The sequence below is a fragment of the Sulfitobacter sp. SH22 genome, assembly GCF_965641905.1.
Taxonomy (GTDB): Bacteria; Pseudomonadota; Alphaproteobacteria; order Rhodobacterales; family Rhodobacteraceae; genus Sulfitobacter.
The window spans coordinates 210835-237567 of sequence record NZ_CBFFKI010000002.1; the positions used below are offsets into that span (position 1 = coordinate 210835).

Consider the following 26733-nt stretch of genomic DNA (forward strand, 5'->3'; position numbering starts at 1 on the left):
ATTCCAATGACATATCATCCAAGCTACGAGAAGATCTTCCGCAAATTATACCCGGTCTATCGCAAGATGATCGGTCGCGATGGCCAAGCCATCTTACTTGAACGCCGCAAGACCCAGTATCTGCCTTTGGTCGAGATTGAAGCAATCCAGCTTGCCAAGTTGAAGAATGTGCTAATCAATGCTCGTGAGAACGTCCCCTATTACCGGGAAGAGTTCGCGCGAATCGGCTTTGTGCCTGAGGATGTTGCTTCGTTGGCTGATTTCAAGGCGGTCAACTTTTTCATAGACAAGGCGATCGTGCGCGATAATGTTGATGCGTTTCTTGCGCAAAACCGTGACGATAAGGACCTGAACTGGCATCGAACAGGCGGCTCGACGGGGACGCCGCTGAACTTTCCGACAGACAAACTGACGGATGCCGCAAGCGCCTCTGCAATCATGAAGGCACTGGAATGGTGGGACATCGAGCTGGGTGCCCGCCACGCCATGTTCTGGGGAAGTCCCTCCTTTATCAGGCGAAAACGCACCGACATCTTCAAGCAATGGGCCAACATGGTGCGCAACAGATTGATGAACCGTCTGTTTTTTCTGAACTATGACATCGGCGAGCACAATGTTCATAAAATATATGAGCTGTTGGAAAGATTCCAGCCACAGTATATTCGCGGGATGCCAACCTCACTTGCCGTCTTTGCGAAATTAGCAAAGAAGGAAGGACTGATGTTGGACAAAGGGCGGCCGAAGTTTATCCACTCAGCTTGCGAGCAACTTTTCGACTGGCAAAAAGAGATCATCGAAGAGGTGTTCCGCTCCCCTGTCGTCAATACCTATGGGCTTAGCGAAGTGGGCGATATCGCTTACGGTGCTCCCTGCGGCAACATGCACGTTATGGACGAAGACATTTTGGTCGAGCTGTTTGACTATATTGGTGGAGAAAAGGAGATCGTTACCACCCAACTCAACAATATGGCTTCACCACTGATCCGCTACCGGACGGGGGACATTGCCGCCAGCATCACGCCATGCACATGCGAGCTTAATTCCAAGACGATACAAGGTTTGAAAGGGCGGGCGCATGACTTCATACTTTCGCCCAGTGGCAAGTTCCTGCACGGCCAGTTCCTGACTCATATCATTGTCTATGAACCCGGCATCCGAAAGTACCAAGTCATTCAGAAAACAACAGATAGCCTTGATATCAAACTGGTCATTGATGAAGGCTACGAAAATGCCTGTCAGGCACGAATCCGGTCCGCAATCCAGTCGTACATGGGCGACGAGGTCTCTATCAAATTTTTAATCGTTGATGATATCCCACTCACGGCGGCGGGCAAGTACCGATGGATCGTTTCGGATCTCGGACCACTAGATGAGCATATCTGATGCTGGGTCAGTTCGTTCGCGCAGCAATCCTGACCAAATCGCCCCGCAGCCTTCTAGGTTCTCGGGTCGGAAGCGCTGTGCGCGTGGGTCGAGGTTGCAGCATCATTGGATCGCGGTTGTTCGGCCATGTGACGGCTGGCGACGGCACACATTTCTATCAAGTAAATGTCTCGGGTCCGGTGAACATCGGGCATCACACATATCTCAGTGGTCCTCGTATCGATATTATCGGACATCTGAATGCGATTTCGATAGGTAGTTTCTGCTCGATTGCGCGCGGCGTCCAGATCCAAGAATACAATCACGCGACCAATGGACTTTCTACAGCCTTCTTGTCTCGCCGTATTGCCCCCAATCGCGGGCTGTCACCCGATGAAATTGACAGTAAGGGCCCGATTACAATCGGTCACGACGTCTGGATCGGGACCAATTCCATCATCGTATCCGGTGTAACAATAGGCACAGGAGCCGTTATCGCAGCTGGATCTGTGGTAACCAAGGATGTTCCGGCCTATGCTGTTGTCGCGGGAAACCCGGCCCGGATATTGAAACACCGCATTGAATCGGCCGGATTAAGAGAAGAGCTATTGGCATCCGAATGGTGGACATGGCCCCTCGAACGCATCGAAGCATACGCCAAAGATTTCCCGGGCCGTACTCATGTTGATTAGCGTATTTACCCCAACATATAATCGCGCGGATTTGATCCACCGGGTTTTTGACTCGCTGAAAGTGCAGGATTTTCGCGATTTCGAATGGATCATTGTCGACGACGGCTCAACCGATAATACGGCCGACACACTCGAAGTATACCGCAAGACGGCCGATTTTCCGATCAAGGTCTACCACCAGACAAACCAGGGCAAGGTGGCCGCGATCAATCGTGGGCTCAATATGGCCGAAGGTGAACTATTCATTTGTTTTGACAGCGACGATTGGTGCACGCAAGATGCGCTCTCGACAATCGCCAAGCAGTGGGACGCTTTGGGTCCCGAAGGTCGGAACGCGTATTGCGGCATTTCGTGCCTGAAAGTCCTGCCCGATCAAAGCATGGTCGGCGAGGACTACGCACGGATGAAGACCATGGGCGAATCTTACGTCGACAGATTCAATCGTCGGATCAAAGGAGACAAGTGGGAGATCCTGCGAACCGAGCTGCATCGTCACGCACTGTATGATCTTGCCGCGCACGAACGCTATATGGCACCTGAGTATGCCTGGTTGAAGATGGGCCGCACGCACAAAACTGTCTTCCTGAATAAAGCTCTGTCGATCGTGGAATATCAAGAAGGCGGTATTTCCCTGAACAACTTGGCGCACAGGGCATCAAGCCCGGTTTCGGCGATGCGGTTTTACCAGCTCGCCTATAGCGTCTCGGATAACTGGGGTAGCCGGTTGCGTTCGACGATCAATCTTGTGCGGTTTGCGTATCATGCCCAATGCGCCTCGGAGTTGCCGCCAGTCATGAAAATGATCTCGGCGGTTCCCGGCTGGCTCTTGTATAGAAAGGACCTGAGCAGTCTGAAAAAACGCCCACGTCAGGGCGCGAAATGAAGATCCGTATGCCATCCAAATATGTGCTATTGGGAACGAGCCTCGCACTGATGCTTCAGACCAACTACCGCCTTGCGGGGCCGGTCGGGGCGGGTGAACTGCTGGCAGTCGCTTTCATCTTTCTGAAACTGGCAAAACACGCGCTGTCGGATCGTACAATGTTCATAAGTCGGCCCGACACATTGACGCTTCAATACATCGGCATCGTGTGCCTGATTGTCATACCGATGACCTTACTGTCGAGCACAATGAACGTACCTGGAACGAGCATCAGAGATTTGTTCGCGTACGTTTTCGTTGGCGCCATCTTGCTAGTTTTGCCACAATCCAATCGAGATATGAGGGCGATGATTGTAGCGTTTCTATTTGTAGCCTATGCTACCATTATCATTAAGTATTTGGTTGGCGGCAGTTCAGCCTACTATTTTTCGCGCTTTAGTGGCGGAGCAAAAAACCCGAATCAGTTGGGCCTCTATCTTATCGCATCAGTTTGTATGGTGGCGTATCTACCCAATCTGTGGGCCCGCGTGGGTGTAATTTCCGTCGCAATGTTCTTTGGTTTAGCCTCGATGTCGGACGCGTTTCTTGCCGCAGCCTTCGGGGGTTTTTCCGTTTTGGTTATGCTCAGAATTTTCTCGCCGCGGGCGGTACTATATCTTATGCCTGCCGTGTTGTTGATAGGCCACATCACACTCGTCTATTCCGGCCTACTCGATACCTTAAGTGCGCGTTGGGCGGTAGCCGACGAGGGCGGTGCCCGAACAGTTTTGTATCTATCAGCGATACAAGCGTGGTCGGATTCGGTTTTTTCTATGCTTTTCGGGTATGGCGCAGGCAGTTTCGCAGGATTTGACGGGCCTTTTCAGGGGGCAGAAGCCCACAACACGATTCTCGATCTCGCTACCATTGCAGGTATTTTTGGGTTTTTCCTCTTTCCACTAAAGCCGATTTGGCTAGCGATGAATTCGCTTTCGAAGAAGTTGCATTTTGTTCCTGCAGTACTCGCGGCGCTGATCGCATTCGGGTTGTTTCACTTTATCGGCCGTCAACCGATATTCTGGGTCGCTCTAGTAATCATCGCTCGTATAACCAGTGAGGCTCCAAAGCCCAAAACATTGGTCGTGCAAAAAACCATTAACAGTAAGCCGACAGGAGCGTAGAATGTGTGGATTTTGCGGATTTTGGGAGAGCGGTACAGCTGATCGTTCAAACTACAACATTGGCCTAAGCATGGCCGACGCAATCGCCTCCAGAGGCCCCGACAGCACCGGCGCAATTACACTAGATCAAGACCGGCTGGTGCTTGCGCATCGTCGCCTATCGATCATCGACACCAGCGATGCTGGACTCCAGCCAATGGTGTCAGCAAGCGGGCGTTTCAAGATCGTCTACAATGGCGAAATCTACAATCATCAAGCATTGCGTTTGGCGCTTTCAGAAGAAGGTGCTTCGCCGGATTGGCATGGGCATTCGGATACTGAAACGGTACTTGCTTGTTTTGAAGCTCTGGGAGTGGAAGCGACGCTTTCACGTCTTGAAGGGATGTTCGCCTTTGCCGTTTGGGACCGAGACATCGCATGTTTAACGCTAGCCCGCGACAGGATGGGCGAGAAACCATTGTATTACGGCACAATTGATGGTGTCTTCCTGTTCGGGTCTGACCTAAAGGCCTTTGAGCGCCACCCACGTTTCGACCCCAATGTTGATCGCGATGCGCTTACGGCCTTTATCCAGAGAAGCTATGTCCCGGGACCCTCGTCAATCTACAAAGAAATCAAAAAACTTCAACCTGGGCATGTGATTAACGTCACATGGATGAACAGTGATAACGCGCAGCCTGAGATTTCCAACAACACTTTTTGGAGCTTGAAAGATGCTATCGAAAGAGGCCGCGCTGCGCCTTATCATGGTGGACGAACCGATGCAGCCACGGATCTAGATACGCTGCTTACAGAGGTGATCAGCTCGCAAATGATTGCCGATGTGCCGCTCGGATCTTTTCTGTCAGGCGGAATCGACAGCAGCCTCGTCACAGCCATAATGCAAAAGGTAGGTGGCAAGCCGGTGAAGACGTTTTCGATCGGCTTCGATGACCCACAATTCGATGAAAGCGCAAGCGCGCGCTCCGTAGCCGAACATATTGGAACGGATCATGTCGAGCTGATCGTAACGCCAGACCATCTCATGAATATCGTGCCGCTACTGCCTGACATATACAGCGAACCTTTTGCTGACAGTTCTCAAATGCCCACCTTCCTTGTGAGCGAACTGGCGCGGCGGCACGTCACGGTTGCCCTGACCGGTGATGGTGCCGATGAAATCTTTGGCGGTTACAACCGCTATCTTGCGGCTGGCAAAATATGGAAACACACTTCCAAGGTTCCGACGCCTATCCGGCGCGCGCTCGGCCACTATGCCCTGGCGGTCTCAAGAGCGAATTGGGACCGGCTGTTCAATAGTCTGGCTCCAGTTCTGCCGCCGCGCCTTAGGGTTAGAATGCCAGGTGAAAAGATCCACAAGATAGGCAGGTTACTCAAGCAAAGAACGCGACAGAAGTACTATGAAAGCCTAATTTCCATGGTCGACAACTCACAGGCATTGGTAATCGGCGGTGAAATGCCGTTAACTATAGTGAATGACGCCGCAGCGCAGCCTGAAACCGATAGCTTTGAACACTGGATGATGGCGGTTGATGCGCTTACGTATCTACCCGATGACATTTGCGCCAAAGTTGACCGTGCCTCAATGGCAAACTCACTGGAAACCCGCGCGCCATTCCTTGATCGACGTATCGTCGAGTTCGCTTGGCGGCTTCCTCTGGATTACAAAATCGTTAACGGGCGGAGCAAGCAGATCTTACGCGATGTACTATCGAATTATGTACCGCGGAGCCTCTTTGAGAGACCTAAAATGGGGTTTGGAGTACCCTTTGGTCATTGGCTGCGGGGTCCTATGCGCGATTGGGCTGAACATCTTCTATCCGAAGAACGACTCAAAGAGGATGGCTTTTTCGATCCAGATGCGATCCGCGCTGCTTGGGCCGCGCACCTCGCAGGAAAGGGGAGCAACGAATATATGCTTTGGAATGTTCTGGTGTTCAACGCTTGGCTGGATCGCTGGCATAAATGAAGATCCTAATTCTCGCCTCCTATGCCCCATCGTTAGTGAATTTTCGCGGGCCCTTAATTGAAACGTTGATCGATATGGGACACACGGTGATCGCTGCCGCTCCGGACTTCACCGAACCGCTGCACGAGGACCTTCGGTCGATTGGTGCCATCTCGCATGAGATCGCCGTTAGCCGGAATGGCATCAGTGTGCTTGGGGATATTCGCTATTGTCTGAATATCTACCGCTTGATCCACGAGCATCAGCCGGATCTGCTGTTTAGTTACACGATCAAGCCGAACATCTGGGGGGCCTTCGCTGCCGCCATGGCTGGCATTGCGTCAATTAGCATGGTAACTGGCCTTGGCGCAGCATTTACGGTCAGTGACGCGCCGCAGAACGCCAAAAAGCGACTAGCTTTTTCCATTGCGCGCCGCTTGTATCGGTGGTCTAGCAGTCTTAATAAGTGTTTGATATTCCAAAACCCTGACGATCTGCAGGATTTCATCGACGTCGGATGCCTACGCGATCCGAGCAAAGCCACGCTAGTCCACGGGTCGGGCGTAGATCTGTCGCATTTTTCACCTGCGCCGTCGGTTCGCAAACCTGTGTTTCTGATGATCGCGCGATTGCTTCGCAACAAGGGCGTTCTCGAATACGCTGCGGCGGCAGAGATCTTGCGAGTACGCCATCCGGATGCTTGCTTCCGACTGATCGGCCCCCTTGATCCGGGCATCGATGGCATCGACAGCGCTGACCTTCAGGCCTGGGTCGCAGCTGGCACGATTGATTATGCTGGTGCGGTTGAGGATGTGCGGCCCCATCTCGCCGATGCGATGGTTTACGTTCTACCCTCTTACCGTGAAGGCACACCCCGCTCAGTCCTCGAAGCGATGGCGACAGGCCGTGCCATCATCACAACGGATGCACCTGGGTGCCGCGAAACGGTTCAGGAAGGTGTGAATGGGTTTCTTGTCCCAGTTCGCGACTCGGTTGCATTGGCTGCAGCAATGGAAAAGTTCATTATTGAACCAGAGTTGATTGATCGCATGGGAACGCAATCTCGACGGATTGTGACAGAAAAATACGATGTCCATAAAGTAAACGCCGTCATGATAGACGCCATGGGGCTATAATTATGGCGCGAGTTGAAGGGAGTTTGGCTCAGAAGGTCTTGTCTCCGCACGGCACAGTTGATGAAATTGTTCCAAATAGGTGCGAGAGCCGTTGAGCGTGCCATACCCATGCGTTTGCCAGATAGACGAGGAAACGAATTTGAAACGAATGCTAGATATTATAGGTTCTGCCGCAGGATTGGTGATGCTATCCCCTGTGCTTGCGATAGTCGCCTTCATGATCCGCCGCGAGATGGGCGCACCCGTGCTGTTTGGTCAAGTTCGTCCCGGTGTGCATAGCAAACCTTTCCAGATGATTAAATTTCGGACGATGCGAGATGAAATCGATTCAAATGGAAATTCTCTTCCAGACTCTGAACGGTTGACGCGGCTCGGACGGTTCTTGAGGTCTAGCTCCCTAGATGAACTGCCTGAACTTTGGAACGTGCTGAAAGGCGACATGAGCCTCGTCGGTCCGCGCCCCCTACTCATGGAATATCTACCCCTCTACTCGCCTGAACAGGCTCGTCGTCACGAGGTGCGTCCTGGCATCACAGGCTGGGCACAAGTCAACGGACGTAACGCGATCTCATGGGATGAGAAATTCGCGCTAGATGTCTGGTACTTAGATAACCGCACCACCTGGTTGGATTTGAAGATCATCCGGCTTACCATACACAAAGTATTGAAACGGGATGGGATTTCGGCGGCTGGCGAAGCGACGATGCCGAAATTCACAGGAAACCAATCTTGAGTAGTTTTATAGGCATCTATGGGGCATCAGGCTGCGGACGAGGGGTCATGCCCATTCTGCGGGTGCAATATCCAGACTCCGAACTTGTATTTATCGATGATGGTCAGTCAGCAAGGCATGTGAACGGCCAAAAAGTCGTCAACTGGATTGGGTTTTCTGATCGCGAAATTGAAGACAAGGCTGTCAGCATCGCCATCGCGGCCTCCAAAACCCGTGAGGTACTTGCGAAAAAATGCGATGATGCAAGGATTCCCTTGCTTGAGGCCCGCGCGGCAACTGTTGTAGAGATGGACGATGTCATTATCCAAGATGGCGCATGCCTTTCGCCTTTTGTGACCCTTACCTCGAACATCCGTATCGGTCGCTGTTTCCACGCAAATCTCTATTCCTACGTCGAACATGATTGCATCATTGGTGATTTCGTCACCTTCGGCCCCGGAGCCAAGGTGAACGGCAACGTAACTATTGGCGATCATGCCTACATCGGCTCTGGTGCGGTCATTCGCCAAGGCATCCAGATCGGTGCGTATGCCACAGTTGGCATGGGCGCTGTCGTTACCCGAGATGTAGCCCCCGGAACAATCGTCGTCGGCAACCCAGCCAAACCCATGATCAAGGACTGACCTATGCGCATTTTCCTCTCCCGCCCTCATATGTCCGGTTATGAAGAACAGCGGGTCGCAGAAGCATTCGCCTCGAATTTTGTCGCTCCGCTCGGTCCGCAACTTGACGCTTTTGAGGCGAGGATCACCGAATACCTTCGCGAAGACGTCCACTGCGTCGGATTGTCCTCCGGGTCTGCCGCTCTGCACTTGGCATTGCGCATCGCTGGTGTGGGCCGAGGCGACGAGGTCTGGATTTCCTCAATGACCTTCGCCGGTGGGATCTTTCCCGTAAACTATTTAGGTGCCAAACCGCGCTTCTTTGATCTTTCACCCGACAGTTGGACAATCGATACCGACCTTCTGGCCAACGAACTGGCCAAGGCTGCCAAGGAAAACCGTCTGCCCAAAGCGATCGTGCCGACCGATCTTTACGGGCAGTCTGTAGCCCTTGATACCTTGGAAGCTTTGGCCGCTCAGTATGACATTCGTCTCATCCTCGATAGTGCTGAAAGCCTTGGTGCAAGCTATACCGGCAGTCGCAAGGCCGGCAGTGGCGGAGACGCCGCGATATTGTCCTTCAACGGAAACAAGATCATCACCACATCAGGCGGCGGTATGCTGGTCACGCGGCACAAAGCTTGGGCAGATGAAGCACGGTTCTTGGCCACGCAAGCTCGCGACCCTGCCCCACATTATGAGCATTCGACCTTCGGCTACAACTACCGGCTATCGAACATCTGTGCGGCTATCGGCCTTGGCCAGATGGAGGTTCTTGATGACCGCGTTGCACGCCGCCGAGAGATCTTCTCGCGCTACAAATCGGCGCTTGAGCGTCCTGGCATTTCCTTCATGCCGGAGCCCGAAGGCCAGCATTCAACGCGGTGGCTCACTGCCCTGACAATTGACCCGAATGAAATTAGCAGGACTCGTGAGGACATACGCTTGATGCTGCTGGAGCACGAGATCGAGTCGCGGCCTCTCTGGAAGCCGATGCACATGCAGCCACTTTATGCAGGTTCAGATTACCATGGGAACGGCGTCGATGAGTCCTTGTTCGCAAATGGTCTTTGCTTACCGTCAGGCAGCGATATGAGCGATGAAGAACAAGATGAAGTTATAGACCGCATCACGACATTCTTGAGGTGATGCACGGAGGTGATTTTTAAAAATTTGGCGTTGGCATTGCTTCACTTGCATTGCATACGAGTAAGGCAATGCCGGGAGCTCAACTCACCCTCACATCCCCACCCTGCACGTGATACCCCTCGACCCGCGCGGCAATCAATCTTCGCAGCCGCAGCTTATCCGCGTCCATGATCGAACCCTGCAACTCACGCAGCATCGATGCGACCTCGATCTGGCTCAGCATGCATTCCTGCGCGCGCAGGATCTTTGCGTGCGGCGTCGGGAGCAGGCTGTCGTCGTCGATCAGCAGCTCTTCATAGAGCTTCTCACCGGGGCGCAAACCGGTCACCTTGACCTCGATGTCCCCTTCCCCGGTTTCAGGGTCTTTTACCTTTCGACCCGACAGGGTGATCATGCGGTGTGCGATGTCGATGATCTTCTGGGGCTCGCCCATATCCAAAACAAACACGTCTCCACCTTTGGCATAGGCACCGGCCAGCAGCACCAAGCGGGCGGCTTCGGGGATCGTCATGAAAAACCGTGTTACGTCTTTATGAGTGACCGTGACAGGCCCACCACGGGCGATCTGCTTTTGGAACAGAGGCAAGACCGAGCCAGACGAGCCCAGTACGTTGCCAAAGCGGACCATAGCAAATTTCGTTCCACCATGGCGGGTCTGGGTATCTTGGACGACCAGCTCGGCCATGCGTTTGGTAGCGCCCATGATACTCGTCGGACGCACCGCTTTATCGGTCGACACGAGAATGAATCGCTCCAGCTTCGCCTCTGCCGCGGCTTCGGCGACGACTTGCGTGCCCAGCACGTTGTTGCGCGCGCCTTCAAGCTCGTTTTCCTCGACCAAAGGCACGTGCTTATAGGCTGCAGCGTGAAGGATGATATCGACCCCTTCTGCCGCAATCACGCCCGCGACACGGGCCTTATTGGTGACCGACCCCAAACGCGCGACCACGGGAATGCCTATCGCCTTGGCCTCAGCTTGTAGTTCCTGATCAATGGAATAGAGCTGGAATTCGCCCTGCTCAAACAGGATGAGCCGCGCGGGATTACAGTTGAGCAATTGGCGGCAGAGTTCCGACCCGATCGACCCCCCAGCCCCTGTCACCATCACCACACGACCGGCATAGGATTTCGCGATTTCGGGTGTATCAAGGGCTACCTTATCGCGACCCAGAAGCTGATCGGGGGCCACGGTACGCAGGCTTTCCACCAGACCTTTGCCAGACATCAGTTCAACATAAGAGGGCAGCACCTGCACCTCGACCTGATAAGTGGCCAGCTTTGCCAGCACCTCGTCGCGACGCTCTTTTGGCACCGACGGCGCAGCAAGCAGGATTTTTGCTATATGGCGCTTTTCGATCAGTTGCGGTAATTGCTTGGGGTCATGCACGGGCAGCCCCGCCACCATCAGCCCATGCAAATTGGGGTTGTCATCAACAAAGAACACCGGCCGCGCCTCGGATGCCTGACGCAAGGCGGCAGCCAGCTGGATCCCCGCAGCCCCCGCCCCATAAATAGCCACAGGTTTACGGTCGCCACCACGTTCAGAAGCCCACCGTAAAAATGACAAGCCGCACAATCGGGCACAGAGGACCGAAAAGCCGAAAAACAGTCCCAGCAGCACGGGCACGGAGCGTGGCGCAGACAGGTTCAAAAGATAGCTCAACATCATCGCGCTGCATGTCAGTAAAACCACGGCAACCCCGATATTCGAGATCGAATGCGTGTCAAAGGCGTTAAGCTTGATGCGATGCAATCGCAGTGCCCAGACAAAGCCCGATCCGATCAGCGTCAGCATCGGGAACAGGACCCAGCTAGAGACGATAGGATCCCAAGGGGTGGCCGTGCCGTATCGCAAAGCAAAGGCAAGATAGAGACTGATCGGGATAAGCAGGCTGTCGACAGTCAGAAATATAGACCGCTTCGTCGCCCTCGAAAGGTCGTGAATGCTGTTGATGTTCATTTTCAAATTTTCTTTGGTCCAAAAAGCGCTATAAATCTGATATAGACCCTGAAGTGCAATAAGAAACGCGAGACTTCACCGTTTGTAACTAACAGATTTTCGCAGCCTTATGAAGGGGTTTTTGCGGGATGCGTCTGCTCTCGCCCCTGATGCATTTGAACTAGAGCATTTTCCCTCAATATATCGGCGCACGGCATTAGATGACGGCCATATACACTAGTGGAGGTGCCTTATCCGCTCATGGCAAAATTGAGCCTCAATCATAACAGATTGGTCAATTCCCAGCGTCTGGCAATCTGGCCTCAGGACAGCCTAGCATTGAACAATGCGGGCATCCATAAACCAAGGCCCCTCGAGGAACACCGCATTCCTCCTCTCCACGAAACCGATTCTTCAAAACCCATGCCCAAGCCAACCACAATGTTTCCCGAACTGACTGTAATCGCCGAAAATCACCTACTTTGGAGATCGAAATATGGCGATTAAGGCGCGAATGTGGCAAAAAGTGGGAAAATATTTGCAATCAAATCCGATACGCCAAAGGATATGACTCTGCCCACAAGGAGATGGGCTGGAAATTGAATGGGCTGGCACTTCGGATGACTAGACGAACAATGCGCATAAGCTACACTTGGCAGCAAGACGTGAAGGAAATCGACTTTCTTTCCGGCCGCATGATCGCGGGGTCACTGCCGACCGAAGCACTTTGCGACACACATCCGGGCAACCCTGCGATTTCATCGTCACGCGTTGGCGCGAACGCCTATAAAATAGCGCAGGGACAAAGCGTGGCTCGGGCAAAAAAACCTTCTGGGTTAGTCGAGTCTTTGGATGCGGCAAGAGCAAATAGACCACTGGACAGAGATGTTAGGTCGACAAGAGAGCTCAAGATCGGTGTCTTGAAATACCTCCAATCGCAGTCAAATTCCGGGCTTGTGCGGTTGAAAGATGTGTCTTCTGGGTGTTGTCACGTTAACTCGCCGAGTTTGCAAGTTAGCATGCCGTACGTTGATCAAGGGGCATTTGCCGCGGATTTCCACGCCTCCAATGCTTCGAGCCGATGGTAGCGGATGGTGAGAGCGGACCGACGGCGGGCTGGGACAGAGAAACAATTGCGGGTTGCGGACTGCATAGAGACGAAGCGCTGCAATCCACCCGGTGATCGGAAGCCCTGCATTACTCGCTCTCGTTTTCGGAAAGGTAAATGGCTATTCTCTGCCCGGTTATTCAGCCCCTTGTGTGACCAATGATCAAGGCCAGGCGCGACCTCGCGCTTTGCGGCGCCATAGGATCGTAATTTGTCCGTAATGATCCTTTTGGGCACGAAGCCCCAGCGTTTTATTAGCTTGACCAAAAGCCGCTTTGCGGCGCGCTTGTCTCGCCTCGATTGAAGGATTTCCTCAAGAACAACGCCGTGTTGATCAACCGCGCGCCACAGCCAGTATGACCGGCCCGCGATCTTCACAACGACTTCGTCCAGATGCCAGACATCGCCGGGGCGCGGCTGCCGTCGCCGTAGGACGTGGGCGATCAGGGGGCCGAACTTGACGGTCCAGCGCCGGATCGTTTCATACGAAACGTCCACGCCACGTTCCAGCATCAGCTCCTCGACCTCGCGCAGGCTCAAGTTGAACCGGACGTAGAGCCAAACAACATGAGCAATGATCTGTGGCGGAAACCGGTGGCGCTTGTAGTTAATTTTCAATGTCTGCATCGACAATGCCTACGCCCAGATCAATGAACCAGCAACCTCAGGCCCGTTAACGTGACAACACCCACCCGACCCCTGCATGCGAAAGCGGTCAGGTCGAAACGGAGGGGTAGTCCTTGCCGACCCAATGCTGAAGCCGGGCCGCGAATTCCTTTTGGAAGGCGAGGGGGCCGTTCTTAAGCATGTGCGCTTCGTCGTAGATCCCGATAAAGATCGTCAGGTTAAGGAAGAAATGCGCGCCCATCTCGAAAAGCGCGACATAGTCGTGCTCGATCAGCGCCGTGCGCTCCGCTTCGGTAAAGCTGTGGACGGTGGACATCTCGGCGTCGTTGAGGCGCGGGCCGATGGACTGTTCCCATGTCGCGACGAAGGTGCGCGGGTCCTTCGTGTAGCGCTCAAGGTATTCCGGGTTGCGGTCGACGGTGAACAGGAACTTGTTGACGTAGTACTTGCTCATGCGGCAGCCTCCTTCGGATACCATGTGAAATAGGCTTCCATCGTGTGGAAGAGATCAAGGTTGTCGACATAGTCGGCATCCTCTGGGCCCGCGACGCCCAGCATCAGGATGAAGTTTAGGAAGCCGTGCGTGGCATTGCCGCTGCGCGCCATGCTTTCGTGATCGACGTTTTCTAGGATGGCACCGATATCGCCCGTGCGCAGCCATTCAATGGCCTGTCGGTCGAACACGGGATCTGGGCCGGTCTCCATGAACTGGCGCGGCCCGCCTAGTTCCAGCGACAGGTGCCCGGTGCCGATGGCGGCGACGCGCTTGTCGGAAGGGTAATCGTCGATGGCTTTGCGAATCGCGCTGCCGAGATTGTAGAACCGTTTGGGCGAGGGGAGGGGGGGCGCGAAGATGTTCGTATAGATCGGCACCACGGGCAGGTCGGCGTCGGGGCGCACGGTGATGATCGGGCAGATAATGGAATGGTCGATCTTCAGCTCGTTGGAAAAGGCGAAATCGAAATCCTGACCCATCAGGTGCCGGTGCATGAAGCCCGACATCTCCTCGTCGCCCTCCAGCACGTATTTCGGGATGCCGAACTCGCGTTCCTCATTGTAGAAGGTCGCGTCGTAGCGGGCGGCCTTGCCGATCAGAAACTGCGGGCAATTGTCGAGGAAAATCTGGTGGAAGTGGTCGGACCCGATCATCACCAGAATGTCCGGCTTGGTGCGCGAAAGGGTCTCCCGGTAGGCCTCGATCTTGCGTTTCCATTCGGGGGCCTGTGGCATCTGCTGCTCGGGCGGCATGGTCGTGGCCTTGAGGTAGAACGGGTGGTGGGTCGAGGCGAGGGTGGCGACGAGTTGTGCCAAGGTATTGCTCCTTCTTGATGTCTCGGGCACCTGAGGTTGCCGCAGTCCGATTTAATGAATGTGCGGGTGCCGACTTAGCGTGCAGAAGCAAGATCGGGGGCCCACAAGAGACTTGACGAAAGGCTAATTGACTGCAAGTATTTCGGCAAGAGAATTTATTTTCGATATGCGAAAAAAGGAAATCGAATGCGAATTGGCAAACAGGATCAGGCACAAACGGCCATCGCGACGTCGGATGCGGAGTCGATAACCGTTCGCGGGCTTGATCTTTGTGACGATCTGATCGGGCAGATAGACTTTACCGACTACTTCTGGCTGCTCGTCATCGGCGAACGCCCGACGACAGCACAGCGCAAGATGCTGGATGCCTGCCTTGTCGCTATTGCCGAACACGGGCTGGTGCCAAGCGTTCAGGCCGCGCGGATGACGCTGGCGGCGGGGCCGGATGCCTGGCAGGGGGCGATGGCAGCGGGACTTCTGGGCATGGGCAGCGTTGTCGCGGGCAGTTCCGAGGTATCCGGGCGCTATCTCGCAGAAGTGATGTCAAAGGCCGAAGCGGACGGCACTGATCTGGAGACGGCAGCCATTGCATCGCTTGAGGATCTCAAGGCACACCGGCAGAAGGTGCCCGGCCTTGGTCACCCGCAGCACAGCGGGGGTGATCCGCGCGCGGACAAGCTGTTGGAAATTGCCGATGAACTGGGCGTATCGGGCAAGTATATCGAGACGCTGCGCATCCTTGCAAAGCACGCACCGGGCATCATCAACCGCCCGCTGCCGATCAATGTTTCAGGCGCGATCCCGGCCGTTATCCTCGATGCCGGCTGGCCGTTAGAGGCGCTGAAGGCGGTTCCCCTAGTGGCGCGATCTGCCGGGCTGGCGGCGCATCTTTTCGAGGAATCGGTGCGGTCCATCGGGTTCATCATGTCGCACAAGGCCGATCAGGCGATTTCCTACGACGGTTTGGCGCAGGCCGATACGTCGAAGTCGGCATAGGAGCGCTGCGAGATGGTAAAGATCCTTAAGAACATTCGTGTCATCGAACTGGGCACCTACATCACTGGTCCCGCAGCGGGGATGCATCTGGCTGATCTGGGTGCGGACGTGATCAAGGTCGAACGGCCCGGCACGGGCGATCCTTTCCGGGCGTTCAAGGGCGGCCTGTATTCGCCACACTACCAGACCTACAATCGTAACAAGCGGTCCATCGCGCTGGATACCGGGCAGGCGGACGATATTGCGGTGTTTCATGACCTGATCGCCGATGCCGATGTGTTCATCCAGAACTTTCGTCCCGGCGTGGCGGAAAAACTGGGTGCCGGCGAAGAGCAGTTGCGCGCGATCAATCCCAAGCTGATCTATTGCGCGATCTCGGGCTTTGGCCCGTCCGGTCCCGATCGCGACCGCCCTGTATTCGACACGGTGGCGCAGGCCGCCAGCGGCTATTTGCGGCTGCTGACGCCGCCGGAAAACCCCCGCGTCATCGGCCCGGCCATCGCGGATTCCGTTACCGGACAATACGCGGCCTTGGGCATCCTTGCCGCCCTTCTTGAACGCGGCACGACGGGGAAGGGCAGACGGCTCGACATTTCGATGCTGGAGGCGATGAGTCACTTCAACCTCGACAGTTTCACACACTACTATTCCGAGGGTGAGATCATGGGCCCGCTGTCGCGCCCGGTCGTGTCGCAAAGCTATACGTTCGAATGCAGCGATGGAAAGTGGATCGCGTTCCACCTGTCGTCGCCCGTCAAGTTCTGGGAAGGGCTGCTGGAAGCGACGGGGCAACAGGCGCTTGAGAGCGATCCGCGCTTTTCCGAGCGGCTGGAGCGCATCAACCATCAGGACGAGCTGATCGAGGTTTTCACGCCGGTCTTCAAGTCCGACACGCGAGACAACTGGTGTGCACGCCTGCGCGCGGCCGAGGTTCCCTATTCGCCCGCCTATGACGCGGACGAGGCGCTGAAAGATCCCCAAGCCGAGCATCTGCAAATCGCGGTATCGTCGGAGCATCCGGAGATGGGATCGTTCACCACCGTGCGGGCGCCTTACAACTTCGATGGGAGCGCGGAACTGGACGTCCGCCCCCCGCCGACCCTTGACGAACACGGAACTGAAATCAGGGCGGAGTTGGCCCATCGCAAGGCCAGCTGACGCGACATCGGAACGGGAGGGTGAAGATGAGTGCAGACGAAAATCCCAAGGCGGTGCCTGTCGGTGCGGTGATGGAGGCGAGCGCGGGCATGCTGCAAAAACAGCTTTACGCGATCTTCACCACGCCGACGGACGGGTTGGGCCCGGTCTTTGCCAACATGGAGGCGCATCTGGCGTTTCAGGTGCAGCTTGAGGCGGATGGTATCCTCTATGCTGCCGGGCCAATGTGGACTGACGACGAGCAAAGTTGGGAAGGTGAGGGGATGGTGATCGTCAGGGCCAAGTCCCGCGCTGAAGCGACAGAAGTTGCGGAGCGTGATCCCATGCATGTCAGCGGCGCGCGCGTGTTTCACGTGCGGCCCTGGCTTATCAACGAAGGCAGCGTCAATCTACGGCTCGATTATTCGACCCAGAAATTCACGATCAATTAAAACATAAAGGGAGGAACACGATGAGGAAACTACTTGGCCTGCTGGCCGGAAGTACGATGCTTTTCTCGGTTGCCGCACAGGCGCAGGAAACGATCAACCTGACTGTCGCCGCCAGCCACCCGACCGTGGTGCCATGGGTCGGCATGATCCAGACCCATTTCATGGCGCGGACCGACGAGATCCTCGCGGAAAAGGGCGACTACAAGATCGAGTGGAACGAAGCCTTTGGTGGCACGCTCTACAAGGCCAACGCGACACTGAGTTCAGTCGAAGAGGGCATCACCGATATCGGCTGGGTGTTCTCGTTTCTCGAAGCGGCGAAACTGCCGCTGAGCCAGGCGTCGTCCAACGCGCCGTTCGCAACGTCGAACCCGGCGATCCAGCTCGAGGTCATGCAAGAGCTGATGGAAACGAACGAGGCGTTCCGCGATGAGTGGGAAAGCCACAACCTCAAGGTGCTCGGCCTGACCGGCACCGACCTTTACGACTTTTACACCAAGGAGCCGATCACCGGTATCGACGACATCGCGGGCATGAAGCTGTCGGCACCCGGTGTCTTGGGCAACTGGCTCCGGGGGACGGATGCCAATGCCGTCGACGGTGCGCTGACCACCTATTACACCGACGTACAGACGGGTGTATCGGACGGCGCGCTGACGCTGGCGCTGGGTGCGCTGCCGATCAAGCTTTACGAGGTCGCGCCCTACATCAACCGCTTTGACGCCGGTGGCGCGTTCTCGGGGGCGGTAGCCATCAACCGCGACAGCTGGGACGATCTTCCCGAAGAGGTGCAGAATGCCATGATCGAGGCGGGCAAGTATTATACCGAAGCACACGGCAAGGATCTGGTCGAGCGTCATGAATTCGCGCTCAACAAGATGATCGAGCTTGGGTCGGGTCAGAACCCGAAGGTGCAGATTGTGGAGATGCCCGAGGGCGAGCTGGTGAAATGGGTCAACAAGATGCCCAACATCGCCGCCGAATGGGCCGAACCGCTGGACGCGAGTGGAATTCCCGCGACGGAGTTCATCGCGGCTTATATGGAAGGCCTGCGGGCGAAGGGCGAAACGCCCGCGCGCGATTGGGACAAGTAAGGCTGCATCTGTGCCGCAGGGTCTGAAAGAGACGAAGGCCCGTGAGACGGGCGGCGGGCTGCTCGGTGCCATGGACCGGATCTGGTCCTTGGTGGTCGAGGGGCTCGCCGTCGTGGGCACGGTCATGATCGGCGGGCTGATGCTGATCATCTGTGCCGATATCGTCTTTCGCAACCTTTTGGGATCGTCCCTGCCGATGGTGTCGGAACTGGGGGGGTTGCTGTTGGTGATGATCGTCTATCTGCAACTCGCGGCGACGATCCGTGCCGGGCGCCTGGCCAAGACGGATATCTTTCTGCCGCTCCTGACGGGCAGGCTGTTCTTTCTCAGGCGGGTGCTGATCGCGCTGTTCAACCTTGTCGGGGCGGGGATGATCGGGCTGATTGCCTGGTCGACCGTCCGTATTCTGGAAAAGGACGTATCCTCGGGTGAGTTCATCGGTATTCCCGGCATCGCCACGCTGCAGACCTGGCCGTTCCGGGTGCTGATCCTCGTGGGGGTCACAGTCGCCGCGATCGAGTTCATCCTGCGCGCGATTGCGGCGTTTCGCGTCCCGTCACAGATGGATACAGACACATGAGTCCCGTCGAAATCGGAACCTACGGGATCGGCGTGTTGATCTTCCTGATCTATATCGGGATGCCGATTGCCGTGAGCATGCTGGCCGTCTCCTTCGTGGGGGTCGCGCTGATCCGGAACGAGCTTGTCGCGACACGCATGATCGGCGCGGTCGCGAACGATTCGCTGCGGGAATATCTTTTTGCCGTCGTGCCGCTTTTCGTGCTGATGGGGCTGCTTGTGGCGTTGTCGGGTGTCGGCAAGGACACGTTCGACGTCTTCGAAAAGCTGCTGCGGCGTGTGACGGCAGGGCTGGGTGTGGCGACGGTGTTCGCCAACGCGGTGTTCGCGTCGATCACCGGCATCTCGATCGCCTCTGCCACGGTGTTCAGCCGGGTTGCGGTGCCCGAGATGACCCGGCACGGCTATACCAAGAAATTCGCGACGGGGGTCGTTGCGGGCTCCTCCGTGCTGGGGATGCTGATTCCGCCGTCGCTGCTGATGATCGTCTATGCCGTGCTGGCTGAGGAATCCGTGGGCCGCATGTTTCTGGCTGGGATCGGGCCTGGCGTCTTGCTGGCCGGCCTGTTCACCGTCACAATCCTGCTGCTGGCCAAGTTCACCCCCGGTTTCGTTTTCGAGGCGACCCGCGACGATGCCAGCTTTGTCGATCTCGGACTGCTGGACGCGGCACGAAAGGCAGTTCCCATTCTGGTGTTGATGCTGCTGGTGCTGGGCGGGCTATACGGCGGGTTTTTCAATCCGACCGAGGCGGGGGCCGCGGGGGCGTTCGGGGCGCTGGTCATCGCGATCCTGCGGCGCTCGCTGGACGGCAGGACGCTCTGGCGGTTGCTGGTCGAGACGGGCCAGATCACCGTATCGGTGCTTTTGCTGATCATGGCCGCGACATTCTTCAGCCGGATGCTGGCGATGTCCGGTGTGCCACGGGAACTGGCGGAGTTCTTTCTTTCGGGTCCGGTCGGCCCCTGGGGCTTTCTGATCCTCTACCTTGTTTTGATCATCGTGATGGGTTGTCTCATCGATTCGATTTCCATCATGCTGATCATGCTGCCGATTGCCTTGCCGGTGGCACAGGCGGCAGAGTTTGATCTGATCTGGTTCGGGGTGCTGACCGTGGTCGCCGTCGAGATCGGTCTGCTGACGCCACCCTTCGGGCTTTCTGTCTATACCATCAAGGCGGCCATGAACGATCCGGACCTGTCCGTCGGCATGATCTTTCGCGGCGCGTTTCCGTTCATTCTGGCGATGCTGGCCGCCCTTGCGATCATCATCGTCTTTCCGTCGATTGCCGTCTGGCTCGCACGGCTTTGACCTCGAAAGGTAGATCATGAAGACCATTCTTTTCGTTCCGGGCAGCCTTCGTGCGGCGTCTTCCTCAAAGGCGACGATCCGCGCATTGCAGGCGCGGCTGCCGTCGGGCTTTGATGCAATAGTCGCTGATACCGGCGTCCTGCCACACTACAACGCGGATATTTCGGACGATCCTGCCATCGCGGCCTGGATTGATCAGGTGGGCGGTGCCGATGCGGTGGTCTTTGTGACGCCGGAATACAACTACAGCATTCCCGGCGTCCTCAAGAACGCAATCGACTGGGCGTCGCGGCCCGCGTTCGAGTCCGTCTTCAAGGGAAAGCCCTGTTTCATTGTCACCGTGTCCGGCGGGGCCCTGGGCGGCGCGCGGGCGCAGGCGCATCTGAAGTACGTTCTGAACGGCATGCTGGCCGAGGTATTCGCCTGCAAGGAAATCGTGGTTCCGATGGCGAATGCCAAGGTCGAGGAGGGCGTGCTGACAGATGCGGCCGTTCTGGACTTCGCGATGGAAAATCTGGGCCCATTCCTGAAGACCCTGTAACCGACGAAGGTCTGAACGGCCCGCGTGGGTCGCGTGGGTCTGTGTCGTCAGCTGTGCGAGGGTGTCCGTCGCACACGCAGGATGATGGCTTTGATGAGAGGCCACAGGATCAGGATCAGGGTCAGCAGCAACAGCACCGCGCTGACCGGACGCTCCAGAAAGACATCGAACCGCCCCCGTGATATGACGAGCGCCCGGCGAAGATTCTCTTCCATCATCGGGCCAAGGATGAAGCCCAGCAGGATTGGGGCGGGGTGGAAGCCGAACCGGTTCAGAAGGACACCGACGATCCCGAAGAAGATCGTGACATAGATATCGAACACGTTGTTCGAGACGCTGTAGGCCCCGAGGCATATAAAGAAGATGATGGCGGGATAGAGATATCGCTGGGGGATCAGAATGATCTTCACGAACACCCCGATCAGCGGCAGGTTCAGCACCAGCAACATGATGTTGCCCACCCAGAAACTGACGATCAGGCCCCAGAACATCTCCGGTTCGTTGGTGATGAACTGCGGGCCGGGCACGACCCCGTACATCATCATCGCGCCAAGAAGCACGGCCATAACCACGTCACCGGGTAAGCCAAGGCTGAGGGTGGGAATGAAAGCCGCCTGCACCGAGGCGTTGTTGGCCGCTTCGGGTGCGGCGACCCCTTCGATGGCGCCTTTGCCGAACCGTTCCGGCGTGCGGCTGACCTTACGTTCAAACCCATAGGCCATGAACGACGCCAGCGATGGCCCCGCGCCGGGCAGGGCGCCGATGAGCGAACCGAGGGCCGACCCGCGCAAGATCGGTCCGACCAGTTTTCGCAGGATCCCCATGTCGGGCACGAGATCGCGGAGCGACACTTGCGGCGGTTTCTGCTTGGCCGGGGCAGGGCCTGCGGCCATTTGCTTGACGACTTCCGCCACCCCGAAAAGGCCCATCGCGACGGCAATCAGGCTGACGCCGTCCGACAGCTCGATGAAGCCGAAGGTAAATCGCATCGCGCCGGTATTCAGGTCCATGCCGACCATCCCGAGCAGGACGCCGAAGCTGACCATGACCAGCGATTTCAGCGGCGAGCCTCCCGACAGGGTGGAGGAGGCGACAAGCGCCAGCAGAATCATCGAGAAATATTCGGTCGAGTTGAAGCTCAGCGCCACCTTAGAGACCAGCGGCGAGAATCCCAGGACCAGACAGATCGCGAAAGAGCTGCCACAGAACGAGGCGAAGGCGTTGATGAAGAGCGCCAGCCCCGCCTTGCCTTGCTGGGTCATGGGATACCCGTCGAGCGCGGTCACCGCTGTCGAGGCCGTACCGGGCAGGTTCAGCAGGATCGAGGTGATCGAACCACCGTACTGTGCGCCATAGAAGATTCCCGCCAGCATGATCAGAGCGACCGTGGGATCAAGGCCATAGGTCAGCGGCAGGGTGACCGAAATGGCCGCTAGCGGCCCGATGCCCGGCAATGCGCCGACGAAGGTGCCGATGAACACCCCGACGAAACAGAAAAAGAGCGCGGTGGGCGCAAAGGCGACATGCGCGCCCATGATGAGGTTATCGATCAGACCCATGATGTGCCCTTAAGAATCGGCGATCAGAACGGTCTGATCGGAAGCCCGAAGACGGAGATGAAAAGCCCGTACCCGATGCCGAACAACGACAGGATGAGCACGACGGAAGCGACAAGTCCGGTACGCTCGGCCGCGCCAAAGCGATTGAACAGGACCATGGCAGTGGTAGCGGGCAGCAGTCCCACGGGTTCGAGCAAGACAGCAAAGCTGAGCAGCGCGAGTGAGTTCAGCGCAAGGGCGATGAATTCCGCGCGGACCGGTTCTTGCGGTTCTGGCTCGAAGGCGGTGAAGGCCCCCAGCACGGCAAGGATCACACCGACGCCGACGGGAAAGAAACCGGGCCCCATCCGTCGCAACGAGCCGACAGACAGGTCGAGCCCCTGCCAGATGACGTAGAGACCGAGCAGCACGAAGGCTGCGGCACCGGCGATGTTGGCGGCGTTGGTCTGAAATCGCATCCTGCGTTCAATCCCGGCTGTGTCGACGGGGGAAGCATCGCCTCCCCCGGACAGATTCATTCCACGCGCGCCTTGGCGGCCTCGGCGATCGCGCCCCATTCTTCGATCTCGGAGGCGACGAACTCTGGCAGTCCGTCATATCCGATTCCACCCAACTGAATTCCGTTCGTCTTGAAATGCGCCTTCACGGAGTCGGTTTCGAGGCTGTCGCCAAGCGCCGACACAAGCTTTTGGGTCACGTCGTCAGGCAGGTTCACGGGGCCGGCCACCAACCACCATGCGATCAGGTCAAAGTCTTCGACGGTATCGTTGATGGGTTTGACATCCGGCGCCACCGACGATCCTGCCTTGCCGCTCACCCCGAGGGCGCGCATCGTGCCTGCCTCGATGTTCGGAAGCGCGGCGACGGGATGGTAGAACATGAAGTCGACTTCGCCGGACAGAACCGCCGTCAGGCCTTCGGCACCGGAGCTGAAGGGCACGTGGATCATGTCACCGCCGGTCGCGACTTTCAGCTTTTCGCCCGCCAGATGACCGGACGTCCCGTTCCCGGCAGATGCAAATACGACGCCATCGGGCCCTTTCGAGGCCGCGATCAGATCGTCGAGCGTCTGGTAGGGAGAGTCGGCGTTTACGACAAGCAGCGTCGGCGTGTAGCCGATGAACGCAAGCGGGGTCAGATCCGCCTGTGGATCGTAGGGCAGGTTGGGGTAGATCGCCTTGTTGATCGCCAGCGTGCCGACGGTGCCCATCGACAGGGTATAGCCATCGGGATCGGCGGCGACGACTTCCTGCGTCCCGATGCTGCCCCCCGCGCCGGCGCGGTTTTCGATCACCACGGGCTGGCCGAGGCTCTTGGACATTTCGTCGCCTATGGCGCGGGCGACCAGGTCGGTCGAGGTGCCGGCGCCGAAGGGCACGACCATCTTGATCGCGCGCTCCGGAAATTCCGCCAACGCGGATGTCGCGAGGCCGGTGGAGCAGACAGTCAGTGAGACCGCCAGAAGCTTAATGAAGTGACGCATGATTTCCTCCCAGTGCGTTTCGTCGTGAGCGATGAGAAGCGGTTGCCCTGTCCTCGTCGCCTTTTGTCAGCAATTACCGCGTTTTGCGGCGCAGGCCGTTTGTTCGTTCCGCGCTGGTCGTGAAACGCCGATGCCAAAGCAATTTGCGCCCCATCCTCCCGCCAGCTGACCGGAGCAAATTCAGAAAAGTTCGCATACCGAAATATGTTTCGATATGAGACAGAATAGGGTATGTTTTGTCAAGTAAAGGCTGACCGCCCTGTTCGGGATCCTCTTGTTAACCGACGGCCCACGTCGTTAAAGAGGGTGCAGTTTGTGGGCGTTTGCCGACGGAACCGGAGGCAGGATTGGAAAAAGCAGACCGTATTCCCGAGTTCGTTGAAGGCCTTGCCAAGGGGCTGGCGGTCATCGCCTGTTTCGATGACGAGCATTCAGAGCTGACACTCAGCGAAGTGGCGCGCCGCACGGATACGTCCGCGTCCTCGGCACGGCGGTCGCTTTTGACGCTCGTCGAGCTTGGCTATGTCGGAGTTTCGGCGCGCCGTTTCTTTCTGAAGCCCAAAATCCTGCGCCTCGTTTCGTCGAGTTATTTCAGCAATCCGACAGAGCGCTTTTTGCAACCCGAGCTTCAGCACGTGGTCGATACATTCGGAGATGCCTCGTCGTTTGCCATTTTGGACGGAACGGAGGTTCTGTATCTGTCGCACGTGTCTGTGCAAAAGGCGCGGCGGGCCAAGGCATCGGTCGGGGCGCGCTATCCCGCGCATGCCACCTCGCTGGGTCGCGCGATCTTGTCGGCGTTGCCCGACGATGCACTTGATGCGTGGTTGGACTCCATGGAGCCCCTGGAGCTGACAGCGCACACCCTGACAGACAAGACGAAGATCAGGGACCGGATCATCGAGGCCCGCGAACTGGGTTATGCGACCACGGTGGACGAATTGGATTACGGTGTCACCGCGATTGCGGTGCCTGTCCATTGCCGCGGATTGGTCGCTGCGGTCAATTCCTCGGGCTATACGGGAAGCAACACACCGCAGCAGATGATCAGCGACCGGTTTGAGCTGTTGCGCGACAAGGCGTCTTTGATCGCACAGGTGCTCGACAATCATCCCCAGCTTACCGCGATGCTCCAGCAGTAGCGGCGTCGGTGTTGTCACGTTAACGGGCCTGAGGTTGCTGGTGCATTGATCTGGGCGTAGGCGGTGTGGATGCAGGCATTGAAAATCAGCCAAAAAGCCCGGGACCGCGCCGCCTGCGAACGCGCCGACGATGCCTTTCACCAGACCATTGCCCAGGTCGCGCGCAATCCTGTGCTGATTGCTCTTGTCAGACACTTTTCTAACGCCCGCTGCCGTGCCGTCTGGCAGCGCGAATGGGACCGCACGTACCGCCGTGTCGGCGTTACCGAGTTCACCCAGGTACATACCGGACAACACCGCGCCATCGTGGATGCCATCGCCGCAGGTGACGGCGCAGCGGCACAGCGCAGCATGGAACTTCACCTCGATGCTGTCAGCACAGCGATGGGGGCAGGCGAAAATTGAGCAAAAAGCCACTGTGAGGTCAGGCATCTGCCAACCGCCCACGTCGTTCTGCAAAGCACGCTTAGCCTGAGGTATCATCGATCCGGGGCAGGAACCATGCAAGCACCCCCGCCAGCGGTAAGAACGCGCACATCCGGTAGACCGCCTCGACCCCGTAGCTGTCCGCCAAGACACCAAGGAACGCCGCCGCCACTCCGCCCAGGCCGAAGTTCAGCCCGTAAAACAGCCCTCCGATCAGACCGATCCGGTCGGGCAGCAGATCCATCGCGTAGATCAGGATCGACGCAAAGGCGCTGGCCATGATTAGGTTGATCAAGATCGTCAGCACGCCGGTCCAGAACAGGTCGACATAGGGCAGCATCAGCGTCAGCGGCAGCGGGCCCAGAACTGAGAACCAGATGATTCTGTAACGCCCGATCCGGTCTCCAACCACTCCGCCGATCAGCACGCCGACGGCGGCTGCCATCAGAAAGACGAACAGCATCATCTGTGACGCCTGGATCGATAGGTCGAAGCGCTCGATCAGGTAGAAGGTATAAAACGACCGGAAACTTTCGCTGTAGGCATTCTTCGTGAACATCAGCAGGGTCAGCACGACAAGTCCGATGCCGATAGTCATCGGCGCATGGCTGACCGAGACTTTGCCCGCCTTGCTGCGCGCCGCTCGCAGGGCCGCGAATTCGGCGCTGATCTGTCTCTGCTTGCTGCCGATCCAGGTCAGCAGCATCATCGCCACCAGCGCTACCACGGCAAACCACGCCAGACTGGGCTGGCCCCAGGGCACGACGATGAGTGCGGCGAACACGGGCCCGAGCGCACCGCCCGCCTGCCCGCCGACCTGAAACATCCCCTGCGCCAGCCCCTGCCGTCCACCGGCGGCGTAGCGCGCCATGCGGGTCGCTTCGGGGTGGAAGATCGACGAGCCGATTCCGATCAACGCCACCGAAAGCAAGATCATCGCGTAGCTCGGCGCTAAAGCCAGGCAAACCAATCCGGACAGCGTGAACATCATGCCCACTACCGGCGAATACGGGGCAGGATACTTGTCGGTCACCATGCCGATCACCGGTTGCAGCATCGCTCCGGCGATCTGGAATGTCAGGGTGATCATGCCGATCTGGACGAAATCCAGTGCATAGGCCTCCTTCAGGATCGGATAGGCCGCCGGGATCAGCGATTGCATCAGATCGTTGAGAAGATGCGTCACACCCAGAACCGCAAGCACGGTGATATGGGTTCCGGATCGGGTGGCGGTTGTCATGTCGGCTGTCCTGTTGAATTTACTGTCTCAGCGGGCAGCGGAGTGAATTACGCATACACAACCGATCGTCGCAAGAGAGCTGAGAGCCTGATTTCTTGCCTCGCATCGTTCATACGGACGAAA

General features: G+C 57.1%; 26 protein-coding genes. 18 read left to right on the plus strand and 8 right to left on the minus strand.

Annotated elements, in window-relative coordinates:
- The first annotated feature begins 6 nt into the window (after nt 1-6).
- From ACSQ13_RS01340 to ACSQ13_RS01380, 9 genes are all read left to right on the plus strand, one after another.
- Nucleotides 7-1383 carry a phenylacetate--CoA ligase family protein gene (locus ACSQ13_RS01340; RefSeq protein WP_435988086.1) on the plus strand — a complete coding sequence of 459 codons (1377 nt, stop codon included), beginning with the start codon at nt 7-9 and terminating at the stop codon, nt 1381-1383.
- On the plus strand, nt 1383-2054 hold the full coding sequence (locus ACSQ13_RS01345) for a CatB-related O-acetyltransferase (RefSeq protein WP_435988087.1): 672 nt from the start codon (nt 1383-1385) through the stop codon (nt 2052-2054). Before ACSQ13_RS01340 ends, ACSQ13_RS01345 begins: the two co-directional genes overlap by 1 nt.
- Nucleotides 2044-2937: a glycosyltransferase family 2 protein gene (locus ACSQ13_RS01350; protein ID WP_435988088.1), complete on the plus strand. Its 894-nt coding sequence runs from the start codon at nt 2044-2046 to the stop codon at nt 2935-2937. The genes ACSQ13_RS01345 and ACSQ13_RS01350 overlap by 11 nt, the downstream gene beginning before the upstream one ends.
- Nucleotides 2934-4097, plus strand: coding sequence for an O-antigen ligase family protein (locus ACSQ13_RS01355; RefSeq protein ID WP_435988089.1), 1164 nt, complete (start codon nt 2934-2936; stop codon nt 4095-4097). Before ACSQ13_RS01350 ends, ACSQ13_RS01355 begins: the two co-directional genes overlap by 4 nt.
- A gap of 1 nt (nt 4098) precedes the next feature.
- Nucleotides 4099-6066: an asparagine synthase (glutamine-hydrolyzing) gene (asnB, locus tag ACSQ13_RS01360; protein WP_435988090.1), complete on the plus strand. Its 1968-nt coding sequence runs from the start codon at nt 4099-4101 to the stop codon at nt 6064-6066.
- Complete coding sequence (locus ACSQ13_RS01365; RefSeq protein ID WP_435988091.1) at nt 6063-7181, plus strand: glycosyltransferase family 4 protein; 1119 nt, start codon at nt 6063-6065, stop codon at nt 7179-7181. Before asnB ends, ACSQ13_RS01365 begins: the two co-directional genes overlap by 4 nt.
- A gap of 148 nt (nt 7182-7329) precedes the next feature.
- Nucleotides 7330-7914, plus strand: coding sequence for a sugar transferase (locus ACSQ13_RS01370; RefSeq protein ID WP_435988102.1), 585 nt, complete (start codon nt 7330-7332; stop codon nt 7912-7914).
- The gene (locus tag ACSQ13_RS01375) at nt 7911-8537 is read left to right on the plus strand and encodes an acetyltransferase (protein WP_435988092.1); all 627 of its coding nucleotides are present in this window, start codon (nt 7911-7913) and stop codon (nt 8535-8537) included. The genes ACSQ13_RS01370 and ACSQ13_RS01375 overlap by 4 nt, the downstream gene beginning before the upstream one ends.
- A gap of 3 nt (nt 8538-8540) precedes the next feature.
- Nucleotides 8541-9665, plus strand: coding sequence for a DegT/DnrJ/EryC1/StrS family aminotransferase (locus ACSQ13_RS01380; RefSeq protein ID WP_435988093.1), 1125 nt, complete (start codon nt 8541-8543; stop codon nt 9663-9665).
- Between the two features lie 79 nt (nt 9666-9744).
- Here ACSQ13_RS01380 and ACSQ13_RS01385 read toward each other — a convergent pair whose 3' ends face one another.
- The 4 genes from ACSQ13_RS01385 to ACSQ13_RS01400 all read right to left on the minus strand — a co-directional run bounded on the left by ACSQ13_RS01385 (nt 9745) and on the right by ACSQ13_RS01400 (nt 14650).
- Nucleotides 9745-11625 (minus strand): polysaccharide biosynthesis protein, encoded by a 1881-nt coding sequence (locus ACSQ13_RS01385; protein WP_435988094.1) that lies wholly within the window; start codon nt 11623-11625, stop codon nt 9745-9747.
- Between the two features lie 1012 nt (nt 11626-12637).
- Nucleotides 12638-13339, minus strand: coding sequence for an IS6 family transposase (locus ACSQ13_RS01390; RefSeq protein WP_295512931.1), 702 nt, complete (start codon nt 13337-13339; stop codon nt 12638-12640).
- Nucleotides 13340-13427: 88 nt separating this feature from the next.
- Nucleotides 13428-13793 (minus strand): hypothetical protein, encoded by a 366-nt coding sequence (locus ACSQ13_RS01395; RefSeq protein WP_295512929.1) that lies wholly within the window; start codon nt 13791-13793, stop codon nt 13428-13430.
- The gene (locus ACSQ13_RS01400) at nt 13790-14650 is read right to left on the minus strand and encodes a hypothetical protein (RefSeq protein ID WP_295512928.1); all 861 of its coding nucleotides are present in this window, start codon (nt 14648-14650) and stop codon (nt 13790-13792) included. The genes ACSQ13_RS01395 and ACSQ13_RS01400 overlap by 4 nt, the downstream gene beginning before the upstream one ends.
- A 186-nt stretch (nt 14651-14836) precedes the next feature.
- Between ACSQ13_RS01400 and ACSQ13_RS01405 the strand changes: the two genes are divergently transcribed.
- From ACSQ13_RS01405 to ACSQ13_RS01435, 7 genes are read left to right on the plus strand one after another with little or no spacing between them, the layout of a single operon-like run.
- Nucleotides 14837-15646 (plus strand): citryl-CoA lyase, encoded by an 810-nt coding sequence (locus ACSQ13_RS01405; protein ID WP_295512926.1) that lies wholly within the window; start codon nt 14837-14839, stop codon nt 15644-15646.
- A 12-nt stretch (nt 15647-15658) separates the two neighbouring features.
- Nucleotides 15659-16804 carry a CaiB/BaiF CoA transferase family protein gene (locus ACSQ13_RS01410; RefSeq protein WP_295512925.1) on the plus strand — a complete coding sequence of 382 codons (1146 nt, stop codon included), beginning with the start codon at nt 15659-15661 and terminating at the stop codon, nt 16802-16804.
- Nucleotides 16805-16830: 26 nt separating this feature from the next.
- On the plus strand, nt 16831-17235 hold the full coding sequence (locus tag ACSQ13_RS01415) for a YciI family protein (protein ID WP_295512924.1): 405 nt from the start codon (nt 16831-16833) through the stop codon (nt 17233-17235).
- A gap of 20 nt (nt 17236-17255) precedes the next feature.
- Nucleotides 17256-18329, plus strand: a complete 1074-nt coding sequence (locus ACSQ13_RS01420) for a C4-dicarboxylate TRAP transporter substrate-binding protein (RefSeq protein WP_295512923.1) — start codon at nt 17256-17258, stop codon at nt 18327-18329.
- Nucleotides 18330-18339: 10 nt separating this feature from the next.
- Nucleotides 18340-18909, plus strand: coding sequence for a TRAP transporter small permease subunit (locus ACSQ13_RS01425; protein ID WP_295512922.1), 570 nt, complete (start codon nt 18340-18342; stop codon nt 18907-18909).
- Nucleotides 18906-20219 (plus strand): TRAP transporter large permease, encoded by a 1314-nt coding sequence (locus tag ACSQ13_RS01430; RefSeq protein WP_295512921.1) that lies wholly within the window; start codon nt 18906-18908, stop codon nt 20217-20219. Before ACSQ13_RS01425 ends, ACSQ13_RS01430 begins: the two co-directional genes overlap by 4 nt.
- 16 nt (nt 20220-20235) lie before the next feature.
- A complete protein-coding gene (locus ACSQ13_RS01435; RefSeq protein WP_295512920.1) occupies nt 20236-20760 on the plus strand; it encodes an NADPH-dependent FMN reductase in 525 nt (174 codons plus the stop codon).
- A 47-nt stretch (nt 20761-20807) separates the two neighbouring features.
- Here ACSQ13_RS01435 and ACSQ13_RS01440 read toward each other — a convergent pair whose 3' ends face one another.
- Genes ACSQ13_RS01440 through ACSQ13_RS01450 form a run of 3 tightly spaced genes read right to left on the minus strand, consistent with a single transcriptional unit; the run spans nt 20808 to nt 23802 of the window.
- Nucleotides 20808-22319 carry a tripartite tricarboxylate transporter permease gene (locus ACSQ13_RS01440; protein WP_295512919.1) on the minus strand — a complete coding sequence of 504 codons (1512 nt, stop codon included), beginning with the start codon at nt 22317-22319 and terminating at the stop codon, nt 20808-20810.
- A 23-nt stretch (nt 22320-22342) separates the two neighbouring features.
- Nucleotides 22343-22837, minus strand: coding sequence for a tripartite tricarboxylate transporter TctB family protein (locus tag ACSQ13_RS01445; protein ID WP_295512918.1), 495 nt, complete (start codon nt 22835-22837; stop codon nt 22343-22345).
- On the minus strand, nt 22834-23802 hold the full coding sequence (locus ACSQ13_RS01450; RefSeq protein ID WP_295512917.1) for a Bug family tripartite tricarboxylate transporter substrate binding protein: 969 nt from the start codon (nt 23800-23802) through the stop codon (nt 22834-22836). The genes ACSQ13_RS01445 and ACSQ13_RS01450 overlap by 4 nt, the downstream gene beginning before the upstream one ends.
- A 347-nt stretch (nt 23803-24149) precedes the next feature.
- Here ACSQ13_RS01450 and ACSQ13_RS01455 point away from each other — a divergent pair, with 347 nt between their 5' ends.
- The gene (locus tag ACSQ13_RS01455; RefSeq protein ID WP_295512916.1) at nt 24150-24944 is read left to right on the plus strand and encodes an IclR family transcriptional regulator domain-containing protein; all 795 of its coding nucleotides are present in this window, start codon (nt 24150-24152) and stop codon (nt 24942-24944) included.
- Between the two features lie 69 nt (nt 24945-25013).
- Nucleotides 25014-25349, plus strand: a complete 336-nt coding sequence (locus ACSQ13_RS01460) for an FCD domain-containing protein (RefSeq protein ID WP_295512915.1) — start codon at nt 25014-25016, stop codon at nt 25347-25349.
- Nucleotides 25350-25410: 61 nt separating this feature from the next.
- On the opposite strand, the gene ACSQ13_RS01465 is transcribed toward ACSQ13_RS01460, so the two are convergent.
- Nucleotides 25411-26610 carry an MFS transporter gene (locus ACSQ13_RS01465; RefSeq protein ID WP_295512914.1) on the minus strand — a complete coding sequence of 400 codons (1200 nt, stop codon included), beginning with the start codon at nt 26608-26610 and terminating at the stop codon, nt 25411-25413.
- Nucleotides 26611-26733: the final 123 nt, after the last annotated feature.

Bases quoted from the DNA above. Each gene is read 5' to 3' on its own strand.
- ACSQ13_RS01460 (WP_295512915.1), top strand. From the start codon at position 25,014: ATGCAGGCATTGAAAATCAGCCAAAAAGCCCGGGACCGCGCCGCCTGC.
- ACSQ13_RS01435 (WP_295512920.1), top strand. From the start codon at position 20,236: ATGAAGACCATTCTTTTCGTTCCGGGCAGCCTTCGTGCGGCGTCTTCC.
- asnB (WP_435988090.1), top strand. From the start codon at position 4,099: ATGTGTGGATTTTGCGGATTTTGGGAGAGCGGTACAGCTGATCGTTCA.
- ACSQ13_RS01440 (WP_295512919.1), bottom strand. From the start codon at position 22,319: ATGGGTCTGATCGATAACCTCATCATGGGCGCGCATGTCGCCTTTGCG.
- ACSQ13_RS01380 (WP_435988093.1), top strand. From the start codon at position 8,541: ATGCGCATTTTCCTCTCCCGCCCTCATATGTCCGGTTATGAAGAACAG.
- ACSQ13_RS01430 (WP_295512921.1), top strand. From the start codon at position 18,906: ATGAGTCCCGTCGAAATCGGAACCTACGGGATCGGCGTGTTGATCTTC.
- ACSQ13_RS01415 (WP_295512924.1), top strand. From the start codon at position 16,831: ATGAGTGCAGACGAAAATCCCAAGGCGGTGCCTGTCGGTGCGGTGATG.
- ACSQ13_RS01385 (WP_435988094.1), bottom strand. From the start codon at position 11,625: ATGAACATCAACAGCATTCACGACCTTTCGAGGGCGACGAAGCGGTCT.
- ACSQ13_RS01340 (WP_435988086.1), top strand. From the start codon at position 7: ATGACATATCATCCAAGCTACGAGAAGATCTTCCGCAAATTATACCCG.
- ACSQ13_RS01450 (WP_295512917.1), bottom strand. From the start codon at position 23,802: ATGCGTCACTTCATTAAGCTTCTGGCGGTCTCACTGACTGTCTGCTCC.
- ACSQ13_RS01445 (WP_295512918.1), bottom strand. From the start codon at position 22,837: ATGAATCTGTCCGGGGGAGGCGATGCTTCCCCCGTCGACACAGCCGGG.
- ACSQ13_RS01350 (WP_435988088.1), top strand. From the start codon at position 2,044: ATGTTGATTAGCGTATTTACCCCAACATATAATCGCGCGGATTTGATC.
- ACSQ13_RS01395 (WP_295512929.1), bottom strand. From the start codon at position 13,793: ATGAGCAAGTACTACGTCAACAAGTTCCTGTTCACCGTCGACCGCAAC.
- ACSQ13_RS01465 (WP_295512914.1), bottom strand. From the start codon at position 26,610: ATGACAACCGCCACCCGATCCGGAACCCATATCACCGTGCTTGCGGTT.
- ACSQ13_RS01405 (WP_295512926.1), top strand. From the start codon at position 14,837: ATGCGAATTGGCAAACAGGATCAGGCACAAACGGCCATCGCGACGTCG.
- ACSQ13_RS01345 (WP_435988087.1), top strand. From the start codon at position 1,383: ATGCTGGGTCAGTTCGTTCGCGCAGCAATCCTGACCAAATCGCCCCGC.
- ACSQ13_RS01370 (WP_435988102.1), top strand. From the start codon at position 7,330: ATGCTAGATATTATAGGTTCTGCCGCAGGATTGGTGATGCTATCCCCT.
- ACSQ13_RS01420 (WP_295512923.1), top strand. From the start codon at position 17,256: ATGAGGAAACTACTTGGCCTGCTGGCCGGAAGTACGATGCTTTTCTCG.
- ACSQ13_RS01365 (WP_435988091.1), top strand. From the start codon at position 6,063: ATGAAGATCCTAATTCTCGCCTCCTATGCCCCATCGTTAGTGAATTTT.
- ACSQ13_RS01355 (WP_435988089.1), top strand. From the start codon at position 2,934: ATGAAGATCCGTATGCCATCCAAATATGTGCTATTGGGAACGAGCCTC.
- ACSQ13_RS01390 (WP_295512931.1), bottom strand. From the start codon at position 13,339: ATGCAGACATTGAAAATTAACTACAAGCGCCACCGGTTTCCGCCACAG.
- ACSQ13_RS01410 (WP_295512925.1), top strand. From the start codon at position 15,659: ATGGTAAAGATCCTTAAGAACATTCGTGTCATCGAACTGGGCACCTAC.